The sequence below is a fragment of the Caballeronia sp. J97 genome (assembly GCF_905220305.1).
GTDB lineage: Bacteria > Pseudomonadota > Gammaproteobacteria > Burkholderiales > Burkholderiaceae > Caballeronia.
Genome location: NZ_CAJMZL010000010.1, coordinates 171,952 through 194,959, shown reverse-complemented (window position 1 = coordinate 194,959; position 23,008 = coordinate 171,952). Strand labels below are relative to the sequence as shown.

At 63.3% G+C, this 23,008-nt stretch carries 18 protein-coding genes; 4 read left to right on the top strand and 14 right to left on the bottom strand.

What is annotated here, in order from left to right; genetic code table 11:
• Positions 1-22: 22 nt before the first annotated feature.
• From U4Y90_RS15900 to U4Y90_RS15870, 7 genes are all read right to left on the bottom strand, one after another.
• Positions 23-2,086, bottom strand: a complete 2,064-nt coding sequence (locus tag U4Y90_RS15900; protein WP_321795815.1) for a capsular polysaccharide biosynthesis protein — start codon at positions 2,084-2,086, stop codon at positions 23-25.
• On the bottom strand, positions 2,083-3,351 hold the full coding sequence (locus U4Y90_RS15895; protein ID WP_321795814.1) for a CDP-glycerol glycerophosphotransferase family protein: 1,269 nt from the start codon (positions 3,349-3,351) through the stop codon (positions 2,083-2,085). The genes U4Y90_RS15900 and U4Y90_RS15895 overlap by 4 nt, the downstream gene beginning before the upstream one ends.
• Complete coding sequence (gene tagD, locus U4Y90_RS15890; RefSeq protein ID WP_321795812.1) at positions 3,352-3,819, bottom strand: glycerol-3-phosphate cytidylyltransferase; 468 nt, start codon at positions 3,817-3,819, stop codon at positions 3,352-3,354.
• An 82-nt stretch (positions 3,820-3,901) separates the two neighbouring features.
• A complete protein-coding gene (locus U4Y90_RS15885) occupies positions 3,902-5,686 on the bottom strand; it encodes a polysaccharide biosynthesis/export family protein (protein WP_321795810.1) in 1,785 nt (594 codons plus the stop codon).
• 7 nt (positions 5,687-5,693) lie between these two features.
• Positions 5,694-6,848: a chain-length determining protein gene (locus U4Y90_RS15880; protein WP_321795809.1), complete on the bottom strand. Its 1,155-nt coding sequence runs from the start codon at positions 6,846-6,848 to the stop codon at positions 5,694-5,696.
• On the bottom strand, positions 6,845-7,510 hold the full coding sequence (locus tag U4Y90_RS15875; protein WP_321795808.1) for an ABC transporter ATP-binding protein: 666 nt from the start codon (positions 7,508-7,510) through the stop codon (positions 6,845-6,847). The genes U4Y90_RS15880 and U4Y90_RS15875 overlap by 4 nt, the downstream gene beginning before the upstream one ends.
• Positions 7,507-8,298, bottom strand: a complete 792-nt coding sequence (locus tag U4Y90_RS15870; RefSeq protein WP_321795806.1) for an ABC transporter permease — start codon at positions 8,296-8,298, stop codon at positions 7,507-7,509. The genes U4Y90_RS15875 and U4Y90_RS15870 overlap by 4 nt, the downstream gene beginning before the upstream one ends.
• A 398-nt stretch (positions 8,299-8,696) precedes the next feature.
• Between U4Y90_RS15870 and U4Y90_RS15865 the strand changes: the two genes are divergently transcribed.
• Positions 8,697-10,034, top strand: coding sequence for a capsular biosynthesis protein (locus U4Y90_RS15865; protein WP_321795805.1), 1,338 nt, complete (start codon positions 8,697-8,699; stop codon positions 10,032-10,034).
• Here the strand turns inward: U4Y90_RS15865 and U4Y90_RS15860 are convergent, their stop codons facing one another.
• The 3 genes from U4Y90_RS15860 to U4Y90_RS15850 all read right to left on the bottom strand — a co-directional run bounded on the left by U4Y90_RS15860 (position 10,035) and on the right by U4Y90_RS15850 (position 15,705).
• The gene (locus U4Y90_RS15860) at positions 10,035-12,137 is read right to left on the bottom strand and encodes a phosphocholine-specific phospholipase C (RefSeq protein ID WP_321795804.1); all 2,103 of its coding nucleotides are present in this window, start codon (positions 12,135-12,137) and stop codon (positions 10,035-10,037) included.
• 136 nt (positions 12,138-12,273) lie between these two features.
• A complete protein-coding gene (locus tag U4Y90_RS15855) occupies positions 12,274-13,221 on the bottom strand; it encodes a TauD/TfdA dioxygenase family protein (RefSeq protein WP_321795803.1) in 948 nt (315 codons plus the stop codon).
• A 288-nt stretch (positions 13,222-13,509) separates the two neighbouring features.
• A complete protein-coding gene (locus U4Y90_RS15850; protein WP_321795801.1) occupies positions 13,510-15,705 on the bottom strand; it encodes a TonB-dependent siderophore receptor in 2,196 nt (731 codons plus the stop codon).
• Positions 15,706-15,950: 245 nt separating this feature from the next.
• Between U4Y90_RS15850 and U4Y90_RS15845 the strand changes: the two genes are divergently transcribed.
• Positions 15,951-16,781: a class I SAM-dependent methyltransferase gene (locus tag U4Y90_RS15845; RefSeq protein ID WP_321795799.1), complete on the top strand. Its 831-nt coding sequence runs from the start codon at positions 15,951-15,953 to the stop codon at positions 16,779-16,781.
• Here U4Y90_RS15845 and U4Y90_RS15840 read toward each other — a convergent pair.
• Genes U4Y90_RS15840 through U4Y90_RS15830 form a run of 3 tightly spaced genes read right to left on the bottom strand, consistent with a single transcriptional unit; the run spans position 16,778 to position 18,703 of the window.
• On the bottom strand, positions 16,778-17,161 hold the full coding sequence (locus U4Y90_RS15840; RefSeq protein ID WP_321795798.1) for a DUF1801 domain-containing protein: 384 nt from the start codon (positions 17,159-17,161) through the stop codon (positions 16,778-16,780). The genes U4Y90_RS15845 and U4Y90_RS15840 overlap by 4 nt on opposite strands.
• Before the next feature lie 36 nt (positions 17,162-17,197).
• Positions 17,198-17,737 carry a DUF4142 domain-containing protein gene (locus U4Y90_RS15835; RefSeq protein ID WP_321795796.1) on the bottom strand — a complete coding sequence of 180 codons (540 nt, stop codon included), beginning with the start codon at positions 17,735-17,737 and terminating at the stop codon, positions 17,198-17,200.
• A 51-nt stretch (positions 17,738-17,788) separates the two neighbouring features.
• Complete coding sequence (locus U4Y90_RS15830) at positions 17,789-18,703, bottom strand: LysR family transcriptional regulator (RefSeq protein WP_321795794.1); 915 nt, start codon at positions 18,701-18,703, stop codon at positions 17,789-17,791.
• Between the two features lie 113 nt (positions 18,704-18,816).
• On the opposite strand from U4Y90_RS15830, the gene metE reads away from it, so the two are divergent.
• A complete protein-coding gene (gene metE, locus U4Y90_RS15825; RefSeq protein WP_321795792.1) occupies positions 18,817-21,108 on the top strand; it encodes a 5-methyltetrahydropteroyltriglutamate--homocysteine S-methyltransferase in 2,292 nt (763 codons plus the stop codon).
• A 7-nt stretch (positions 21,109-21,115) separates the two neighbouring features.
• On the opposite strand, the gene U4Y90_RS15820 is transcribed toward metE, so the two are convergent.
• Positions 21,116-22,234, bottom strand: a complete 1,119-nt coding sequence (locus U4Y90_RS15820) for a GGDEF domain-containing protein (RefSeq protein WP_321795790.1) — start codon at positions 22,232-22,234, stop codon at positions 21,116-21,118.
• A 187-nt stretch (positions 22,235-22,421) separates the two neighbouring features.
• Here U4Y90_RS15820 and U4Y90_RS15815 point away from each other — a divergent pair, with 187 nt between their 5' ends.
• Positions 22,422-23,006, top strand: coding sequence for a glutathione binding-like protein (locus tag U4Y90_RS15815; RefSeq protein WP_321795788.1), 585 nt, complete (start codon positions 22,422-22,424; stop codon positions 23,004-23,006).
• Positions 23,007-23,008: the final 2 nt, after the last annotated feature.

Here is a 23,008-nt window from a genome sequence, read left to right as displayed (position 1 = left end):
ATCCGACGTCGGTGAAAATCGGCTAGGTTGACCTCGATGCCACGAACGCGCGCAGCACGTGCAATCCCTTGCGCCATTGCCGCGCCAGCCGATGGCTTCCGGCCGGCGCCCGAGCGCCCGCGCCCTGCGCGACGAGCAAACGGATCGCATCCTCGATCGAGCAGAATCCCCGCACGCCCGGCAATCGATATCGCGGATAAGCGCACAGCGCGACGTACACGAGCTCATCGAGCGTGAGCACGCGCGTGCGATGCGGCAGCGCCATGTGATCGACGGTCAGGCCCCAGCCCGCGTAGAACGGCCCGCCGTAGCAATGCACGGTCTTGTCGCGCAACAGCGCCTCGAAACCGGCGAGCGAAGTCATCGTGTGGACTTCGTCGACTTCGGCGATGCAATCGGAAATGTTGGCGTCGACGACGCATTCGTCCGCGAGCGACGCTGACAGCGCCGCATCGACGCCGCCGCTGCGGTTGCGCGCCACGACATCGGGATGCGGCTTGTAGACGATCCACGCATCGGGATTCGCCGCGCGGACCATCGCGAGCAGGTCGAGATTTCGGCGGACATGTGGCGAGCCGGCGAGAATCGACTGGTCGTCCTCCACCTGGCCCGGCACGAGAATGCGCCGTCTGCCGGCCGCCGCGTTTGCGCAGCGATACGCGACGCCCACGTTGTACTTGCTGATGCGCATGCGCACGAGCGCCTCGCGTAGCCACGCGGCGCGCGAGCGCTGGTGCGGGTCGAGTCGAACCTCGTGCGCGAGGCGCTCGAAGCGGCTTCCCGAGGCAGGATCGTAGTAGATCCCGTCATCGTCGACGGCGAGCGAAAGCGGCCCGCGCAAATCCGATCCGAGACCGACCGAGCGCACGAAGCCGTCCTCCACGCGCGAAACGCCGATGCCGCGCGCCTTCGCCTCGCGGCACAACTGCGCGTGACGGCCGCCCCAGACGACGAGCTTCGCATCGCGTTCGAGCTTGTCGAGCTGCGCCGTTTCGAGACCGGGCACGAAGCGCAGCCGGTTCGACGGCGTGCTCAGGAACGGCCGGATCACCGCGCGCTTCCACATGCTCATGCCGACGCAATACAGCGTGCCCCGGCTCGCTTCGTTGATCTCGCGATTGCGCGCGAGCCATTCGATCACATCGAAGAGCGTGCCGCGCCGCCCGCTCGCCGGATCGAGATAGCGCGCGTATTGCAGATACGCCGCCGTAAAAAGCTGCTCGACCGATCTCGGCACGGCGCGACGACGGCGCACTTCGTCGATGCCGGGATGACGGTCGTCGGTCAGGCTCCATCCCGCGTACCAGGGCATGCCGAAGCACGTCACGCGCTTGCCCAGCATCAACGCCTCGAAGCCGAGCTGCGAGGTCACGACATAGACGTGATCGAACTGCTCGATGAGCGACAGCGGACAACATGCCTGCGCGAGCACGTGTAAGCGTTCCCGCGCCCGCACGCCGCCCAGATAGCCGCGCTTGCGTCCGCTCGACACGTCGGGATGCGTCTTCACCCAGACTTCGGCGTCGGGATGTTCCGCTTGCGCGGCGGCGAGCATCCGCGCGAAGGTGTCGGCGTCGGCGCCGCCGAGCGTCACGGACACATCGCCCGCCGTCTGATCGACGACCAGCACGCGCGCGCGGGCCGTCGCGGGCGGCAATCGCAACGCGGGCGCGTCGTTGTACTTCGACAGGCGATGCCGAACGATCGCATCGATGCCGCGCCGCGCTTCCTGAGGCCCGGCTGCGTCGTCGGTGCAATCGGTTATCAGACGCTCGAGCCGCGAAGGACGACGTGCATCGTAATAGATGCCGAGATCGTCTTCGACGATCGACAGCGGCGGTGCGCCGTTCACGCCGAGACCGAGCGAGCGCAGGAATCCGTCCTCGAGCGCGAGATACGGCAGACCGCGCGCACGCGCGAGACGCCGCGCGCGCTCCGCGCCGGGCTTCGCGCCCCATCCCGCGATGGCGGCGAGCTTTCCCGTTCGCGCGCCAAGGCGCGCGCGCACGGGCGTCCCGGACAGCAGGCTGTCGAGATGCGGAATGCGCCAGATACCCGGCGACATGATGCCGATCGCGCGTGTCATCGTTCCGCGCCTCTCAAGTTTGCGTGCGCGGCGGCGAGCGTCGGCACGTCGAAGAACAGATCGATGCAGCGCCGGGTGCAGGAGCCAGCGAGCCGGTCCGGTGGAAGAAACAGCCCTGCGGCCGCGTCGAGACGATGCGCATCGGCCGGCTCGAAATTCGTTCGGGCCAGGCGTTCGAGGTCCGCGAGCACGGCTCGCCAGTCCCGATGCAACGGCCCGGGAAACACCGATTCCTGCGTGTAGACGAAGCCTCGTTCCTCGCTGCAATAGCGATCGTAATCGGGCACGAGACCGAGAATCGGCTTGCGCCTTGCGAGGAAGTCGACCCAGATGCTCGAATAGTCGACGACCAGCGCATCGGCGCGGCGCAGCAGCAGCGCGGCTTCGGCGAAGCGCGCGGGCGATGCGTCGATGATGTCGATGCCGTCGCACACCGCGTCGAGCGGGCGCTTCTCGTAGGGATGCGGGCGCAGGCCGAGCACGAGACCCATGCGCCGGCACAGCGCGCGGATCGCCGCGACGCAGGCGTCGTCCATCCAGTCCAGCGGCGAATTCGCGGTTTCGCGGAAGGTCGGCGCATACAGCACGAGCCGGCGGCCGCCGATGAGGGTATCGAGCGCGGCGGCCTGACGGCGCAGATCGCGCGGCAACGGCCAGTCGGCGCGCATGTAATCGAAGCGCGGCAGGCCGGTCGCATGCACGTTCTCGAAAGGCAGGCCGAACGCCTGCGCGTTCACCACGCGATCGACCGGGCTGCTCGCGATCAGCGCGTCATAGAGGCGCGCATTGCGGACCATGAGCGAGCGCCGCGCGCGCGATTGCGCATCGTCGCGCGGCTCCATCAAAAGTTCGATGCGCTTGAGCGCCACGCCATGCCACAGATTGATCACACGCCGGCCACGACGGCGGCCCGGCAGAAAGGCATCGCGCGCTGAATGGCTCAGCACCACGGTCGCGCTCGACAACACGAAGCACAGCGCTTCGATGCTGAAGCGCTCGAAAACCTTCACGCCCTTTTCCGCGAGCGCCGCCGCGGTTTCGGGAGCGATGGGACCGTCCTTGAACACGGCGAGCTCGCGACGCGACGTGCCCGCGGCCGCATCGGCCAGCGCGTCGAGCACGATGCGCAGATTGCCCGCGATCGCAACGTTTGGCCGCGTCACGAACACCGCGCGATGCGGGCGAACCGGCAGCAAACGATCGAGCAGCCGCGCCAGCCAGAGCCGGGTGCGACGCCGCGCGATCATGTTGTCGACGAAGCGCATTCAGGCAGCGAGCCAGCGGGCGTCGCCGTGCTTCGCGTGCGCCTTGCCGAAGCCGCCGGCCGCGAGCGGGCCGGACGCGCCGTCGCGAATGTGGCGCTTCAGTTCGGTCGACGAGATCGCCTCAGTGCGCGGCAGATAGACGACTTCGCAGTGCTCGTTCAGGAAATCGAACTTGCCGGCCCAGTCGTCGCCCATCACGAAGGTGCCGATCTGATAGCGGCCCACGTCGAGCACTTTCTGCTCCCAGTTCTCCTCCGGAATCACGAGGTCGACGCAGCGCAGCGCTTCCAGCATGTGGCGCCGGTCCTCGTAGGGAATCACGGTGCGCTTGTTCTTCATGTCGAGATTGAACTCGTCGGTCGACAGCGCGACGACGAGCCGGTCTCCTAAAGCCCTCGCGCGCCGCAGCAGGTTCAGATGACCCACGTGCAACAGGTCGAACGTTCCATACGTAATGACTGTTCTCATCGCTATCCCCGAGAATGATTGCCGGCCTCGCAACCGGCGCGTGGCCACTTTCTTTCGTTGTTCCCTGCAAACCTGCTCACGCTCAGAGTCCGAGCGCCACCTTCGCGCTGATCGCGATCTGATACAGAATCTGGAAGACATCCTTCGCGAACTGGCGCGTCTTGAAGTCCACCTTCGGCAGGACCATGATCTGATCGCCCGCGACGACCGTCTTGTCGCGCTTGCCGTCGCTGAACGTGCCGTCGAGATGCGCAACCACGACGCGCGACGTATCCGCGTCCTGCGAGAAGCCGCCCGCCTTGCCGATGTAGTCTTCGACCGAATAGCTCGAGTCCGCCGCGATCGCCGTCGGGAACAGCACCTCGCCGCCCACCAGCACGAGCCCGTCCTTCACCGGCACGAACAACACATCGCCGTTTTCGAGCAGCAGTTGATCGCGAATCTCGGGCTTGCCGACCACGGTCTGTCCGAGCGGCTGAATATGCTTCGCCCGCTCGACCCACTGCAGCACGAGGCTCGCCTCGTCCTTGCGCAGCGCCGCTTCCTCCTGCGTGCCCGAGCGCGCGGTCAGCACCGCCTCGGCGAGATGATTGAGCTCGGAGTCGAGCATCTGCTTCTGGCGCAGCTTCACGCTCGGCCGGAACAGTTGAATGTCGGCGACATCCGAGCGCTCGGTCATCGATACTTGCTGCAGCAGGCTGCCCAGACGGCTACCGTACGGCAACACGTATTCCTGCGGGCCGAGATGCTCGCCTTCCACGCGCACCGTGATCGTGCCGGGCTGCTTGTCCGCCGTGAAGCTGATCGCATCGCCGTTTTGCAGCCTGACATTGGCGGCGTCGGCGAGCGCGACATACTCGACATTCAGCGTCGGCCCCGTATTGCGCGTGATGCGCACGTGCGTCGCGGAAGGCTGAGGATGCGCAGCCGCGAGGATGCTCTCGAGCGGCGTGGTCTCGCCGAGGAACTCGATCTGCTTCGCGTTCTCCGCGAGTCCCGCGACCGTTACCGTGCTATGACGCGGGCCGACGAAGATCACGTCGCCATCCGCGAGCGGCACCGAAGGCAGCGTGCCGCGCAACAGGAAGTCGTACAGGTCGATCGTGCCGCGCACCTGTTCGCCGCGCTTGACCTGCACGTCGAGAAACGAGCCGCGGCTCGGATCGATGCCGCCCGCCTGGTCGAGATAGCGCAACACGCTGTCGTTCGACGTGCCGTTGTACATGCCCGGATGACGCACGAAGCCCGCGACATACACGCGAACCGGCTGCGCCATCTGCAGGTTGCAGTACACCGACACGCGGCTGCTGAATACCTTGCGCAGCGCGCCCGTGACCGTCGGCTGAAGCTCGGCGTTGCTCACGCCCGCCACGTGCAGCGGCCCGACGTGCGGCAGGAAGATGTTGCCCTGCTGGTCGACCGTCAGCACGGAGTCGAACTCGAAGCCGCCCCACATGCGCACGCGAAGCTGGTCGCCGACCGAGATCACGTAACCAGGATTGAAGTCGACCGATGTACCGTACGCGAACGCACCCGTGAAGAGATTCGCGCCGAACACGTGACTCGCGCTGTTCGCCTGATAGTCGGCGCGCTGCGACGGCGTGAGCGCGGCGAGCTTCGCCTGCGTTCCGGCCGAAGTCTCCTTGTGCGGCTCGAATTGCCCAGGCGTGTCCGCATTGAGCGCGGCAACGTTCATGGCATTGCCGCGCGCCATCGACGGCATGTTGGCGAAGTCGCTCGTTCTCAGGCGACTGATAGTCGAGGCATCGCCTGCGACGTCGCCGCCGTGCGCGGACGATGCGGCTTGCGCGCAAGCCGAACCGAGGACGCCGCAGAGAAAGCAGGTCAGGACAAAAGAACGGAACATGAATCAGTCAATCCCGGTGATCGCGGATGATCGCGCCGATCAGGTGAACGACACCGGCCACGAGCAAGGAAACGATGATGAAAACGACAATGTTGTAGAGACGCCGAGGCTGCATCGATGCCTGCGGCAGGGTCGGCGATTGCAGCACCTGAACGCTCTTGATCTTGCGTGTCGCCTCGACGCGCGCCTTTTCGAGCGCGGCGAGTCCGGTCTTGTAGACGTCTTCCGCGAACGTCGCCTCGACCTGAAGCCGGTGCTGCTCTTCCGCGAGGTGGTTGAGCGCGGTGCCGTTCTTCGACGCAACGCGATTACGCTCGACATTGATCTGTTGCTGCAGCGCGGATACCTGCCCTTCGATCTGCACGATGTCCGGCGCCTGCGGCGTCAGATAGCCGAGCATCGCGAGCTTCTTCGCTTCGAGCTGGCTGCGCTCCGATTCGAGGCGCTCGACCACTTCCGATACGCCTTGCGCCGTCGCGAGCGGCGATGCGAGACCGTTCTCGTTCTGGAAGGCGAGCAGACGCTTCTGCGCCGCGAACATCCGGTCGCGAATGGTCACTAGTTCGTTCTCGATGAACGCCACCTGCTGCTCCGCCACGGCGTTGTCCATGCGGTTCAGGTCCGACTCGCCTTCGTCGACCAACATGCGAACGATCGCCTGCGCCATCTGCGGCGTATAGGCCTGCGCCGTCACGACGAGATCCTGGCTGTAGTCGTCGTAGGTAACCGAGACGCGGCCGAGCAGATAACGCTGGAACTCTTCGTCCGGCGCGCCGCGATCCCAGAGAATCGACAGCCAGTCATGCTTGCGATCGCTGTAGTGCGCGCGCATGCCGAGCCGATGGTCGAGCTTGCGCATCATGTCGATCGACAGCAGCCGGTCGCGGAACAGCATCATGTCGCGCGAGTTGCCCGAGCCCGATATGAGCGACAGCAGGCCGCTCGCCGCCTCGTTGGCTTCCACATTCGTGCGCGTCACCACGATGTGCGCCTCGGACACGTACTGATCCGACTCGATCGCCCCCCAGTAGAGCGATGCGATGCCAACCGCGACGACAAGCACCACGCGCAGCCAGTGGCGGCGCCAGCGCACGGCCTTCATGCGCTCGCGCAGCGTGGGCTTGCGCGGCGCGAGAACGTCCATCGGTAGATCCCGGTTCATGCTGACAGACTCTCTTTGTAGCGAGCGAGGCCTTCGCTCAGATCATCGAACCAGAGCGCCTGACCATCATGCAGCCAGAGCGCGGTGTCGCAGAAGGTCTTGAGCGTGGCTTCGTCATGCGAAACCATGATCAGCCCGGCGCGCGCGGCGATGTCGCGGAATGCATCGCGCGACTTCTTGCGAAACGCCGCATCGCCGACCGACGTCAGCTCGTCGACGAGATACAGGTCGAAATCGAATGCGAGGGAAATGGCGAACGCGAGCCGCGAGCGCATGCCCGACGAATAGCTCTTCACGGGCCGCTCCAGCGCATCGCCGAGCTCCGAGAATTCGCGGATGAACGCGATGTGCCGATGCAGCGCCTCGTCTTCGACGCCGTGAACGCGCGCAATGAACTTGGCGTTCTGCGCGCCGGAGAGCGAGCCCTGGAAACCGCCCGAAAGCCCGAGCGGCCACGACACGCGGCATTGCCGCGAGACGCTTCCGCGCGTGGGACGGTCCATTCCGCCGAGAAGATTGAGCAGGGTCGACTTGCCCGCGCCGTTGCGGCCGATCACCGCGAGCTTGGACGAGCGCGGAATGTTCAGGCTGACGTCTCGCAGCACGTACCGTTCATCGTCGCTGCCGCGATAGCGCTTGCTCATGTTGCTGACTACGATCATCGCTCCACCAACCGCTTTGCAAAGCGAACGTGAAGGAAGAGGCCGGTAAGTATCCAGCCGAATACCCACGCCATCAGATATGCGGGACTGACGAGATCACTCGGCCGATACGACGTGAAGTACCCTTCGCGCATCAGTTCGACGGCATGCACGATCGGATTGAGGAAATAGACGGGTTGCCAGGAGGCCGGAATCCAGGACGTGGGATAGAGCACGCTCGATGCGAAATAGATGATCCCGAAAGCCATCCGCGTCAGGGTGCCGATCTCGTGAACGATCTCGGTAAGTACGGAAAGCGCGAGCCCGAGACCGAGCCCGAACAACCAGAAAAGCATGAACACGCCCGCCACCTGCAGCGGATGCCCCACGGAAACATCCACGCCGCACAGCGCGAATCCGACCACAAGTACGACGCCCACAACGAGAAAGATGAGCCCTTCGAGAATCGCACGCGCGATGACCGCGTCGACGGGCTTGATCTGCCGATAGACGAACAGCGCACGATTCGCCGGAATGGAGTCGATCCCGCGCAACGCGATGCTTTTCATCATGAAGTACGGCAAGATGCCGAGACCGACGAAAAGCGGCACGCTGACGCCGGGAATCAGATGGTGCTGCACGATGCCGTGCCAGATGATCAGCAGAACGATATGTTCGCCCTGCTCGATGATGATCCACACCCAACCGCCACGCCCGATGGAAAGACGCGTCACGGCTTCGCGAAGAAACAGGGCATGGATCACCGAGCGCATCACCGCCCATGACGAGCGCGGCGCGGGAGTATTCAACTCGCTATTCATCGCAAGCTGCCATGCCCGCGCGAGGTTGCACGAACCTTTCAATCGTCCATCGAGCGTTGAAATCAGGTTCAGAACTGAAAGATTCAAGTAAGCCAGGATTGTCAAATTTACTGACATCCCGCCATGCACCAGCCGTCACCTCGTGCTCCTTGCCATATTTCTGTTACGTATGTGTTACAGACATTGGTAAAAAAATGAATTATGCGTTACATTCTTTGACATTGCCAAGTAAGAAATACGGGTTTTTAAACAATTAGCTGAACCTTGCAACATATTTGCAACACGCGTTGACGGCGATAAATTAGTTTTTATTACAAACAGAAAAATCTTCCGGTCATGCGAAAAATAACGCGCATCCCGGTCAAAATTACCCGAACACGTTTCATATGCCCGCTCACGCCTTTGCCCGTTCAAGGCTTGATGAACTGAGCCATCATCAAAATCTTCTGCTGCTTCAGGGACCCAACGGACCGTTTTTCAAACAGGTTGCCGATCGCATGCGCGAACTGGGCGCCAATGTCGCGAAGGTCAATTTCAACGGCGGCGATTCATTTTTCTATCGGGATTCCTCATCAATTAGATTCGACGAATCGATCGAGAGATGGCCCGCTTTTTTGCGGCTTTTGATAGAAGAACGGAAGATCCGCGCGATACTGCTCTTCGGGCAGTGCCGTCCAATGCATCGGGTCGCGCTCTCGGTCGCGCGCGAGATGGGTGTGAGCGTCGTGGTATTCGAGGAGGGCTATGTCAGGCCGTGGTGGATCACGATGGAAACAGGCGGCGTCAATCACGCATCGCAACTTGCCTCTGCCGTGCCCGCCGCACTGCCGATCTATCCCCAGGTTCAACGGCCACGTCAATTCCGTTGGGCATTCACGCGCATGGGCTGGTATTCGTTTCTCTATTTCGCGGCGGGCTTGTTCGGGCGTCGTCTTTATCCGCACTACGAGCACCATAAACCGTTCCGAATGGCGGAGATGTTCCGGTGGCTGCGATCCGCGTATCGCAAGCATCTTTATCGTTCGATGGAGCGGGACATCATCGCTCCCCTGCTCGACACGTATGGACCCGATTTCTTCCTCGTGCCGCTGCAGATCAGCACCGACAGCCAGATCACGCATGCGAGCGGATGGAAAGACAACGGCGCGTTCATCGCAGCCACGATTCGGTCCTTCGCCGCGCACGCATGCGACTCGGATCTGCTCGTCTTCAAGCATCATCCGCTCGAACGCGGACACTCCGACTACGCGGCGGCGATCCACGCCACTGCAAGACAGTGCGGCGTGGCCGGGCGCGTGCTCTACATTCACGACGGGCACGTTCCTTCGTTACTGAAGCGCAGCAAGGGCGTGGTGACGATCAATTCGACTGTCGGACTGCAGGCGCTCTATCACGGCGTGCCCGTGTGCGTGACGGGCTCTGCGTTCTATGCGCGGCCGGGCATCGTCGAGGATGTCGGGATGGACGACTTCTGGCAGGAGCATGTCGAGCCGAACCGCAAATACTTCACGCGCTTTTATCGCTACATGATGCATACGACGCAAATCAACGCGTCGTTCTATGTCACGTCCAGCCTGCGCACACCGCGACGCGAAATAGGCCGCGGCGTGCTGATGCGCTTCGCCGGCGCGGGCGCGGCGCTGTTGCTCTTCGGCTCGGGTGAAGCGCCTTCGTTCGTGGAGAGGTCGGTTGCGTGGCTGACCTACGCGCTGCACGGGCTCTGATCAGCGCAACACCGTTACGGGCGCAACCGCCGCGGGGTCGCTGACGCCGGGCTCGCCGTTCTCGAGGTGTCCCGCGAAGCGGCACAGGAACACATCATCTTCAGCGACGGTGACGCTCAGGTCGTACCAGCGCGAGCTACGCTCGAGCGACCACGCCTCGGCGCGCTCGCCGTGCGCCGCGAGTCTGATCTTTCGCGCCGCCACGCCGTATGCGTTGTCGGTGATCGTCACGTTCGCGGGCGCGCTGCTTGCGCTCGATAGTTTGACCCGAAGGGCTGTCGCCTTCACATCGTATTGAACCGTCACGCCGACGCCGCTTCCCTCGCCCCTGCCGCGAAAGCGGCGCACGAATCCGTTCGGACCGTGGACTTCATACTCGTACCTCTTCTCCTGCGCGACGAGCGGCAAATTCGCCGTGAGCGACTTGCCCGCCTCGACGGTGTAACGCCACGGTCCATCCTCGCGGGCGATCGCGTAGACATAGAAATGCGCCCCTTGCCGGCCCGTGTTATCGAAAGCGAGTTCGAACGAGCGACCGTCGCGGCTCGGCGCGCCGCTCGCATGCAGTTCATAGGGCAGCGCGCGCGCCGGACGAACGCCGGGCTCCTGCGCATCGATCGTCCCCGGCACCGCGGGAACGATCGGCTTCGGATTGACCATGCACTGCCGCGTCGCCGCGGAGACTTGCGCCGTGGCATCGGGCAACGAAGGCACGCGCGCATCCGGCGCGCCGAAATCGAATGCCGAAGTCAGATCGCCCGTCACGGCGCGACGCCACGGCGTGATGTTCGGCTCGTGCACGCCGAACCGCGCCTCGATGAAACGAATGACCGACGTATGATCGAACACCTGCGAACAGACGAAGCCGCCCTTGGTCCACGGCGACACGACGGTCATCGGGACCCGCGGACCGAGGCCGTATGGCAGGCCGTCGGCGGTATAGCCCTTGCCCCGCCCGGGATTCACGATCGTATGCAACTCGTCTTCGACGCCGACCGTCGAGCGGCCTTGCAGGTCGTTCGCGGGCGGCTGCGGCGGCGGCACGTGATCGAAGAAGCCATCGTTCTCGTCGTACATGACGAATAGCACGGTCTTGCTCCAGACGTCCGGATTCGCCGTGAGCGCATCGATGACCTGCGCGATATACGCCGCGCCGAACGCCGGCATGAAATTCGGATGCTCCGAATAGATCGCCGACGGCAGAAGCCACGAGACTTGCGGAAGCTGGTCGGCCATGACGTCAGCACGCAATTCATTCAAGGTACGCGCGGTCAACGCGCGATCGTGCAGCGGCGTGCCGCGCTTCGCGTTGATGTAGTTCTCGAAATTCTGCAGGATGTTGGTGCCGAAGTTGCCTTGATAGAGGTCGCGTCCGTTCGTGCCTTGCTGATAGATCCGCCACGAAATGCCCGCTTCCTGCAGACGCTCCGGATAAGTCGTCCACGAAAGCACTTGATACTCAGGCGGCTTTCGATGGGTGATGTAGTCGTTATTGTCGAGCAGCGGGCCGCCCTTCGTGCCGCTCGAGTCGACGGTGCCGGTCATCAGATACGTGCGGTTCGGATGCGTCGGACCGGGCATCGAACAGAAGTAGGCATCGCAAATGGTGAATGCATCGGCGAGCGCGTAGTGGAACGGAATGTCGCTGCGCAGGTGATAGCCCATCGACATGTCGGTCTTGTTGGCCGGCCAGCGATCGTTGCGTCCGTTGTTGATCGCGCGATGCGTCGGATACCAGGTGTGATCCAGATCGCCGATGCATTGCGCGCTCGTCGCCGACGTGTCGAGATGAAATGGCAGGACGGGTCTGGCTGGATCGGACTTCGATGGCTGACACCACACCGGCTGCCCGTTCGCAAGCGGCACCGGGAAACGATCGTTATAGCCGCGCACGCCCCGCAGATGCCCGAAATAGTGGTCGAACGAGCGGTTCTCCTGCATCAGAACGACGATGTGCTGCACGTCGGCGATCGTGCCGGTGCGCGTGGCCGCGGGAATCGCGAGTGCCTTGCGGATCGATTCGGGCAGCGCGCCCATTGAACCTGCCGCACCGGCCAAGGCCAGCAGCCGCCCGAGAAATCGGCGGCGATTCACAGACACCATGACTACGGTTTCCTTTCGTTTTCTATCGGTATATCGCGGGTCGCATGCGCGAACCAGCGAGGCAATATACCGGAGACGCTCGTGTTGAGCATCAAAAGAAAACCGTCATCTGCTCATAGGCGAAGACCGCTCCCTCTCAGTTCAACGCCACCGCGGCCGCAGCGCCGACGGGCGAGCCTTCGATCGCCGCCGACTTCTGCCCGTCCGGCCCCACGGGCACATCCCCGACGAGCGTCGTGCGATACAACTGGCGATCGAAATCGAGATCGAAGATATCCGTCGGCGCGAGATGCGCGGTCGTGCGGTTGTCCCAGAACGCGATGCTGCCCGGCTCCCACTTGAATCGCACCGTGAATTCCGGCCGCGTCACATGCTCCCATAGCAGTTCGAGCAGCACCTGACTTTCACGCGGCGCCAGTCCCGCGATGTGCTTGAGAAAGCCCGGACTCACATACAGCGCGCGTTCGCCGGTCTCCGGATGCACACGCACGAGCGGATGCTCGCTCACGAGCGTGTGATCCGTCACGGCCTTCGTGAACGCATCGGTGCCGCTCGAGCCTTGCGGCGGCGCGAAGCGATGCACGCCGCGCAAGCCATCGACGAACGCGCGCAGCGGCGCGGACAGCTTCTCGTAGGCGATCACCAGGTTGGTCCATTGCGTATCGCCGCCGTACGGCGGAATGGTCACGCCGCGCAGGATCGATGCAAACGGCGGATTCACCGCGGCCGTCACGTCCGTGTGCCAGCCGGTCCACGGACGCACGAGCGACTGCCCTTCGAAGCGCGTGGCCTTGCGGAACTTCGAGATCGAGTAGATTTGCGGATGACCGTCCACGTGCCCGAATACCGGATGCCCCACCGTGAGCTCGCCGAACCGCGCCGAAAACGCGATGTGCTGCTCGTGATTCAGAAACTGCTCGCGAAAGAAAATCACGCGCCATTGGAGCAGCGCCGCGCGGATCGCGGCTGCCTGCGCGGAGGACAAAGGACGCGTGAGATCGACACCGCCGATCTCCGCGCCGATATGCGCCGAAAGCGGACTGACGGTCAATTCTGCTTCGTTTTCGATGGCGACTGCATTCATTTCGGAGTCCTTTTTATATGGGATGTAATGTCACGCAACCGCGCTGCAGCGGCAGGCAAGCGCCGCCATCGACGCGAACGCTGCGAAGCGGCGAGGCAATGAAGTTGTCGTCGTCATCGGGGATATCGTGGAAGAGCGGCGGCGAGCGATCAATGTACTAGCCGCTTCCTCACACGCGAACGAAGAAATCCCGATACGGATAGCTTCGTTCGCGATAAGCGCCGGGGCGGCGCTCACGACGATTCGATGCACCGCGCCGTCAGAAAGACGCGGTGCGTTGCAACGTGCTTACCAGTGGTAATTCATGCCGGCGAACACCTGGCGTCCGTAGCCGAACGCGCACCAGCTGCCGTAATAGCAGGACGCGACATATTCCTTGTTGAAGAGGTTCTGCGCGTTCACATAGAGGTCCACGCCCTTGAACTGCGGCAATGCACGACCGAGGTCATAGTTGAGCGTGGCATCGACGAGGAAGAAGCTCGACACCTTGAAGCTGTTGTCGCTGCTATACGTCGTGCCCGTGTAGCGTCCACCCGCGCCCATCGATAGGCCGGCGAGCGGGCCGCGATTGACCGTGTAATACGCCCACAACGAAGCCTGGTTCTGCGGAATGGCGGGAAGGAACTTGCCTTCGAGCCCGCTGTTGTCCTTCGTGTACTTCGTGTTGAGGTACGTATAGCTCGCCGTGACATTCAGCGAATCCGTGAGGCTCGCCTTCGCTTCGAGCTCGACGCCGAGCGATCGCGCTTCGCCGACGGCCGACTGGAAGTTCGGGTTGTCCGCGTTGACGGTCAGCAGATTCTTGCGCGTCAGGTCGAACAATGCGGCCGAGAAAAACGCGTTGTAGCCCTTCGGCTGAAACTTCACGCCGACTTCGTACTGACGTCCCTTCTCGGGCGAGAACTGCTGGCCGTTGATGTCGGTGCCCGCCTGCGGCGTGAACGATTCCGTGTAGCTGACATACGGCGCGATGCCGTTGTCGAACACATACGTGAGACCGGCGCGACCCGTGAATGCGCGATCGAACTGGTGCGAAACGATGCCGTATGTCGTGTTATTCGAATCGCTGCTCGCCCAGTCCTCGCGCCCGCCGAGCGTGAGGATCACGTTGCCCCAGCGCGCCTGGTCCTGCGCATAGACGCCGTACTGCGTGCCGCTCAGCACCTGGTGATAGCGGTCCGGCGGCGTGATCGTCTGGTTGTAGTTCGGCGCGTACATGTCGAGCGACGGCGCGGTGCCGAAGCCCGCATCGAAGTTGCTCGCGTAATGCTGATAGTCGAAGCCGAACAGCACCGTATGATCGATCGGACCGGTCGAGATATTGCCTTCGATCTGGTTATCGAGCGAGATCGTGTTGAGGTTGTCCTTCGAGGCCGCCGTGCCGCGATCCAGCGTGCGCAAATCGTCTTCGAGCTGGCTCGCGTAGACGCTCTTGTAGTCCTGCGCGAGGTGCAGCAGGCGTCCGTTCGAGCGGAACGTCCACGCGTTGTTGAGCTTGCGATCGAACTTGTAGCCGATCGATTCCTCCACGCGATTGAAGCTCTCGAAGTTGTGATCGCCGTCGTAGAAGTCGCTCGGCAGCTTGCCGTTCGGGTTATAGAGCACCGTACCTTGCGGCGGCACGCTGCCGTACGACGTGCTGCGCGGATCGTGTTGATACAGGCCGAACAGCGTGAGCGACGTCTGGTTGTCCGGACGCCACGTGAACGACGGCGCGATCGCGATGCGCTTGTTGTACGTCGATTGCACCTGGCCGTCTTCCGAACGCGCGATGCCGGTGATGCGGTACAGATAGCGGTCGTCGCCCGCGATCGGACCCGAGAAATCGAACTTGGCCGCCTTATGCGCGTAGTTGCCGAACTCGATGCCCACTTCGTGCAGCGGCACGACCGTCGGCATCTTGCTTTCCTGATCGAGCAGACCGCCCGCCGCCGCCTGGCCGTAGAGCACGGACACCGGCCCCTTGAGCACTTCGACGCGCTCCATCAGATACGGATCGATCTGCGGCACCGCGTACCAGCCGTTGTCGAGCAGCTTGAGGCCGTTCCAGTACTTGTCGGCGTCGAAGCCGCGCACTTTCAGCATGTCGTAGCGTGTCGCGACGCCGCCGCGCGTTTCGGGCGTCACGCCCGACACATAACGCACAGCCGCATTGAGCGTCTGCGCGTTCTGCTGATCCATCTGCTCGCGCGTGACGACCGACACGGACTGCGGCGTTTCCAGCAGCGACGTGCCCGTCTTGAGCGCGGTCGATTCCTTCGCGACGTAGCCTTTCGTCGGACCATACGGCTCGTCGACGTTCTGCGCCGTGACCTTCACCGCAGGCAGCGCGCTTTCGGCCGGAGCGTTCGCAGCCGGGGCCGCCGAGGCGCCCGATGGCGCGTCGGCCGATTGCGCGTAGGCCAGCGGCGCCGCCGCGAACAGCAGCAGCGCAGCCAGTTTCAGAGGCCGCATCGCGACCGGGCTCGTCGTACCTGATTTCATGCTCGTTTCTCTTGAATGTCGTTGCGTGTGTGAATGCGAATCGTTATTATTTGCGAGCGAATTGTGACTGGATGTTTTGTCCTTGTAAAGAAATGATTCGAGCTTTTCGATCCGAAAACGACACAGTCCGTCGAAAGCCGGCTGAAAAATCAGCGAGGGGAACGTGAAATCCGGCGCGCAGCCACTACCATGAAAAGCGAGGCCGCCAGGCCGGTTTGGCGGCGCGACATGGCGAGGCCACGCTCATGAACTCCTCTCTGTCAACCGCCAGCGCCTACGTGCTCGGCCATTCCGATCCGGAAGTGCAGCGACTCGAAAATCAGGCGCGCTTCATCGGCGATCTGACCGACGACATCCTGCGCCGCGCGGGCCTCGCGCCCGGGATGCGCGTGCTCGATCTGGGCTGCGGCTCAGGCGATGTCTCGTTTCTGGCCGCATCGCTGGTGGGGCCGGGCGGATCGGTGCTCGGCATCGATCAGGCGCCCGGCGTGATCGAGAAAGCGCGTGAACGGGCGCGGCACGTCAGCCTCGACAACGTGCGCTTCGACGTTGCGAGCGTCGCGGATTTCGATCTCGCGGAACCCGTCGACGCCGTCATCGGCCGTCTCATCCTGCTGCATCTGCCCGATCCCGCCGCGACCTTGCGCCGCCTCGCTGCTCAGGCAGGCGCCAGCACGCTCTTCGTGTTTCACGAAATGGACATGAGCACCGCGCGCTCGCTGCCCGAGTCGCCGCTCTGCGCGCAAGGCCTGCACTGGATCAGAGAGACGTTTCGACGCGCCGGTGTCGAGACCGACATGGGATCGAAGCTTTATTCGACGTTTCGACGCGCCGGCTTGCCCGGCCCGCAGATGCTGCTTTCGGGCCGCTTCGAAGGCGGTCCCGATTCGTTCGCCTATCGGTACATGGCCGAGGTATTGCGCACGCTGTTGCCGCTCGCCGAACGCTTCGGCGTCGCGAGCGCGGATGCGGTCGGCATCGATACTTTTGCCGCGCGCCTGCGCGATGAGATCGTCGCGCTCGATGGCATCATGCAGCCGCCGGCTTTCATCGGCGCATGGGCGCGCGTGGCTTAGCCGGTTGCTTTCTTCTTCGATTTCGCCTGATTGAACTCGATCGCCGCGCGCACGAGATTCTTCAGCGCGCGCGCGTCGATCTTGTCGCCCTCGAAGAAATCGATCGCGCGCCGCGCATTGCCTTCGAGTCCCGCGTTGAAGAGCTTGTCCGGATCGGGCAGGCTCGCGCCATGGGCAAAAGTGAGCTTCACCTTGCCCTTATGGGCATTGGCGACGGCGATCATGCCATCGCGATACCACACCGGGCTGCCCATGTACTTCCACTCCTCGACGATCCCGCCGTCCGCCGCGAGGATGACCTTGCGCACAGTGGCGAACGTCTCGCCGCGCCAGTCGGTGATGCCTGCGATCAACGCGTCGATGCGTTCCGATGCATTCATGGTTTCTCCGTGTCCTGCGATTTTCGATGGGCGATATCAACGGATGAGACCCGGGCTGCCTATCGTGATTTGCAGCCGTTGCGCCTGATCCAGATGAAAAATGAATGACGGGCGCGAGCGTATCAGCAAGGTCCGCGCTTCCGCGCTGCGCGCCGTCCGGATATAGCCTTCGACCGTATTGATCAGCTTCTGCAGAAAGACGATTTCGTGTTCGAGATACGCTTCGTCGAAATCGTAGGTGCTGGTCTGGTCGAGCTCGGCGAGATCGTCGTTGCTTTGTTTCGTCAGGGCGTCGCTCGTCGCGCTGCGTTGCGGCCGGGTGCCGAATCGCTGCGTGAGCGTGAAGATCTCCTGATTGACCTGCGCATGTTCCGACACGATCCGCTTCGCGAAGACTTGCAGGCTGTTCGAGCGCGTCTTGCGCAATGCGAGATTGGCCGCGGCAATTTCCGCCTGATTGGCGACGAAAACGACGCCGAGCATCTGTTCGTCCGAGAGTTGCGATTCCTGCGCGAACGCACGAGCCATGAACGCCAGCAGCAATAGCAGCGCCGCCGCGATGCGTTTGCCATTCATCCGTGCCTCCTATCATGTCGACGCCGATGACTTTACCGCGAAACACCCGCATCACGTTTGTCGAATCACGCGCGCCTTCGCCCAGTCCGCCTTCTTCGCGAGCGTGATGAACGCCGCAAGATAGTCGATGCCGGCATCGGCCTCGCGTGTGCCCAGAAAGATCTGCTTCGCGATGCCCTTCCTGCCGAGCTTGAGCACGGCGAGCGGCATGCGGTCCGCGTATTCCTCCGCGAGCCAGCGCGGCAGCGCCGCGACGCCGCGCCCGCTCGCGACCATCTGCATCATGATGTCGGTCGTCTCGATCACCTTGTGCCTGCGCGGAACGACATTCGCGGGTGTGAGAAACCGCGTGTAGATATCGAGGCGATCGGTCTCGACCGGATACGTGATGAGCACTTCGTGCGAGACCTGCTCCGGCGTGACATAAGCAGCTTCGGCGAGCGCGTGTCGTTCAGGCACGACGAGCACCTGCTCGTAATCGAATACTGGCGTGAAACGCAAGCCCGGTTTCTCCAGCGGATCGGGGGTCACGAGCACGTCGATGTCGTAACCGAACAGCGCGCCGATGCCGCCGAACTGAAAGCGCTGCTTCACGTCGACATCGACATCCGGCCAGCGCGCGAGATACGGCGACACGACCTTGAGCAACCACTGATAGCACGGGTGGCATTCCATGCCGATGCGCAAACTGCCGCGTTCGCCTTCGGCATATTGCCTCATGCGCGCTTCGGCCAGTTCGAATTGCGGCAGCATGCGGTTGGCAAGACCGAGCAGATACTGACCCGCCTGCGTGAGCCGCATGCTGCGCCCCTCGCGCGTCCACACCGGCGTGCCCAATTGCTGCTCCAGCTTCTTCACGGTATGGCTCAGCGCCGACTGCGAGAGATTGAGCATGTCGGCGGCGGCGGTCAGCGAGCCTTGTCGCTCGACCTCTCTGACGACCATCAGATGCGCGCGTTCGAGCATCGGCGTCTCCATGAATAAAGTTAATCGATGCATGAAATTAAACCATTTTTATTCATGCATCGAAAATTCTATCATCGCGGTCATTCGCCCTCATTTCGACAAGAAGACACACGATGGTCACGACACATAACCTGGGCTTCCCGCGCATCGGCGCGAAACGCGAACTGAAGTTCGCTCTCGAAAACTACTGGAAAAACCAGTCGTCGCGCGACGCGCTGAAGGCCGCCGGCAAGCAATTGCGCGCGCGGCACTGGAAAGATCAGGCGCACCTCGATCTCGTGCCCGTCGGCGATTTCGCCTTCTATGATCAAGTGCTCGACATGAGCTTCACGCTCGGCAATCTGCCCGAGCGCGTGCGCGGCTTTCACGGCGACGCGCTCGACAACAGCTTCCGCGTCGCGCGCGGGCGTTCATCCGAGAGCGCCGACGAACATGCCGCGTGCTGTGGCGGCGTGGCCGCCGGCGAGATGACGAAGTGGTTCGATACCAACTATCACTACATCGTCCCCGAGTTCGATGCGGCGACGCAGTTCACACTCGATACATCGCGTCTGGTCGAGCAACTCGGCGAAGCGCGCGCGCTCGGCGTGAACGCCAAGCCGGTCATCATCGGGCCGGTGACGTATCTGTGGCTCGGCAAGGCGAAGGACGGCTCGGACAGGCTCGCGCTTCTGCCGCGCCTGTTGCCCGTCTATGCGGCGCTGCTCGATCACTTCGCGGCGCTCGGCATCGAGTGGGTGCAGATCGACGAGCCGGCGCTCGTCACCGAACTGGATGCGCAATGGCGCGACGCCTTCGTCACCGCCTACGATGCGCTCTCGGCGCGCCGCGTGCGCCTGCTGCTCGCGACTTACTTCGGCCAGTTGCAGGACAACCTCGATCTCGCATGCAAGCTGCCGGTCGACGGCCTGCATATCGATGCGATCCATGCACGCGACGAAGTGGCAAGCGCGGCGTCGCGGTTGCCGGATTCGTCGGTGCTGTCGGTCGGCGCGATCAATGGCCGCAATATCTGGAAGACCGATCTGAACGCCGCGCTCGACTGGCTCGAACCGCTGCATGCGTCGTTGGGCGGCCGGCTCTGGATCGCGCCGTCGTGCTCGCTGCTGCATACGCCCGTCGATCTGGCGAGCGAGGTCGAACTCGACGCCGGGATCAAATCGTGGCTCGCGTTCGCGCTGCAAAAGCTCGACGAACTGAACGTGCTCGCGCGCGCGTTGAACGAGGGCCGTGGCTGCGTCGCCGATGCGCTCGCGCACAATGCGGCCGCGATCGAGAGCCGCCGCACCTCATCGCGCGTGCACAATCCGTCGGTGCAGGCGGCGCTCGCGAAGATCGACGCGGCGCTCGGCCAACGCGCGAGCCCATATGAAGCGCGCGCGAGGAAACAGGCGGAGATGCTCGATCTGCCCGCCTATCCGACGACGACCATCGGATCGTTCCCGCAGACGAGCGAGATCCGCCATGCGCGCAGCCGGTTCAGGAAGGGCGAGCTCGATGCCCCGGGCTATCGGGCCGCGATGGAACGCGAAATCACGCGCGCCGTGAAGGAACAGGAAGCGCTCGGACTCGATGTGCTCGTGCATGGCGAAGCCGAACGCAACGACATGGTCGAATACTTCGGCGAACAACTCGACGGCTACGCGTTCAGTCAGTTCGGCTGGGTGCAATCGTACGGATCGCGCTGCGTGAAGCCGCCGATTCTCTTCGGCGATATCAGCCGCCCGAAGGCGATGACCGTCGAATGGATCAAGTATGCGCAAGCGCAAACGACCAAGCCGATGAAGGGCATGCTGACCGGTCCGGTCACGATCCTGAACTGGTCTTTCGTGCGCGATGATCAACCGCGCTCGGTGTCGTGCCGGCAACTCGCGCTCGCGATCCGCGAGGAAGTGCTTGATCTGGAAACGGCTGGCATCCGCGTGATCCAGATCGACGAGGCCGCGCTGCGTGAAGGTCTGCCGCTTCGCCGCGCGCAATGGAGTGACTATCTGCGCTGGGCGGTGGAAGCATTCCGCATTGCGGCCAATGGCGTGCGAGACGAAACGCAGATCCATACGCACATGTGCTATTCGGAGTTCAACGACATCATCGCGTCGATCGCGGATATGGATGCCGACGTCATCACGATCGAGACGTCGCGCTCCGACATGGACCTGCTCGATGCCTTCGACGACTTCGCCTATCCGAATCAGATCGGGCCGGGCGTGTACGACATCCATTCGCCCAACATTCCGAGCGAAGCGCATATCGTGAATCTGATGAAGAAGGCGGCGGAGCGCATTCCGGGCGAGCGCCTTTGGGTGAATCCCGACTGCGGGCTCAAGACGCGTCAATGGGACGAAGTGATTCCCGCGCTGCGCAACATGGTCGCGGCCGCGCACGCACTGCGCGCATCTGCCTGACCCGGCTTCAGACGGTCAGCGTGTTGCGGCCCGCGAGCTTCGCCCGATACAGCGCGACATCCGCGCGTTGCAGCGCGTCGTGATAGCTCGCATCGTGCGCGCCGATCTGCGATACGCCGATGCTCGTCGTCCATTCCGGCATGCCTTCGGTGTATTTACGGCACGCGGCGTGGATCTGATTCGCGCAGGCTTGCGTGTCCGATGTGCGCGACGCCGGCAGAATCGCGACGAACTCGTCGCCGCCGAGCCGGCCGAACTCGCCGCCGAGGAACGCGACTTCCGCGCCCGCGAGCCGCGCGAGTTCGATCAGCACGTTATCGCCCGCGAGATGACCATGGCGATCGTTGATCTGCTTGAAATGATCGAGGTCGATGGCGAGCACGGCCGCGCCCGGCGCGGCGAGACGCCGCCCGTGAAGATCGAATCCGGCGCGGTTCCACACGCCCGTGAGCGGATCGCGCAGCGCCGCGTCGCGCAGACGCCGCTGCGCGCGTTCGGCGGGAATCGCCAGCAGGCCGAGATTGAGCACGCCCAGCAACAACTGATCCGAAAGCATCGGAATCAGTGCAAGGTAATTGATGCCCGAGTCCGTCCACACATAGGCCGCGAGCGTCACCGCGTAGCCGGGCAGATAGCCCAGCATCGCGAGGCCCGCGATGCACCGCGCGCTGCTCTTCTCGCGCCGCCCGCTCGACCAGAGCGTCGCACCGGTGATCGCAGCCGATATCGCGACGCCGATCGTGTCGCCCGCGTGCGTCAACAACGAGGTCATCGGACCCCGCCCGCCGATCCATCCCGGCAAAATATGCAAGCCGATGCAAGCGAGAACCGGCGCGAGCATCCATCCGCGCAACGGCGGCTTGCCGTCGAACGCGCGCAGGCCGGAAATGATCAGCATGTTGGTGGCCGCGAGCGCGCCGAGCAGCAGGCCGATCAGGAGCGGATTGCCCCGGGCAGGCTCGAAGCCGGTCAGCACGGCGGCGTAGAGGAACGCGCTCGCCGACCAGTGCACGAACTGCGGCTCGATCCGCCGGCCGAAACGCACTAGCGCGAAGACGAGCCCGAACGCCGTGCTCGCGAGCACGCTGCAAAGCCGGAGTGTTTCTGTATCAGGTGTGTGGAACATGGAAAAGCCCGCCGGATGCGGTGGCCGGCCGTATCATAACTTTCGCCTTCGACCGCCGCGAAACCCGCGCATTCATGTCATCGGCAGTTGTGCAGCGAAACTTTAGTCAATTCCGGGTGCGTGCGGCATACGCCTTGCTCGCCGTATGACGTTCCCGCACAGCCAAAACGGAAAGGAGACGCGCATCATGAAACTCTATTACGCGCCCGGCGCGTGCAGTCTCGCCGATCACATCGCGATGCACGAAGCAGGCCTGAACTTCGATCGCGTGAAAGTCGATCTCAAGAACAAGCTCACCGAAGGCGGCGAACCGTTCAGTGAAATCAATCCGAAGGGGTATGTGCCCGTTGTCGAGTTCGACGATGGCGGGCGTCTCACCGAGAACATCGCGATTCTCTGGTGGGTCGCGCAGAAAGCGCCGTCGCTCGGGCCTTTCGGTGAGGACGGCGGTATGCGTCTGCTCGAAATGCTCGCGTTCATTTCGACGGAAATCCACAAGCAGTTTGGACGCCTGTTCCGCCCCACCTCCGACGCGGAAGCGACGGCGGCCCGCGACAAGATCGGCCAGCGCTTCGCGCTCATCGCGAAGATGCTGCGCGGCGATTATCTGTTCGGCGACAAGGTGAGCGTCGCCGATGCTTACCTTTTCACGATGCTTACATGGGCGCGAAAAATGGGCGTCGATATGCCCGCCGAACTTCAGGCGTTCTACACGCGCATGCGCGAGCGGCCTGCCGTCAAGCTCGCGTTCGAGCACGAAGGTCTCGAGTGATG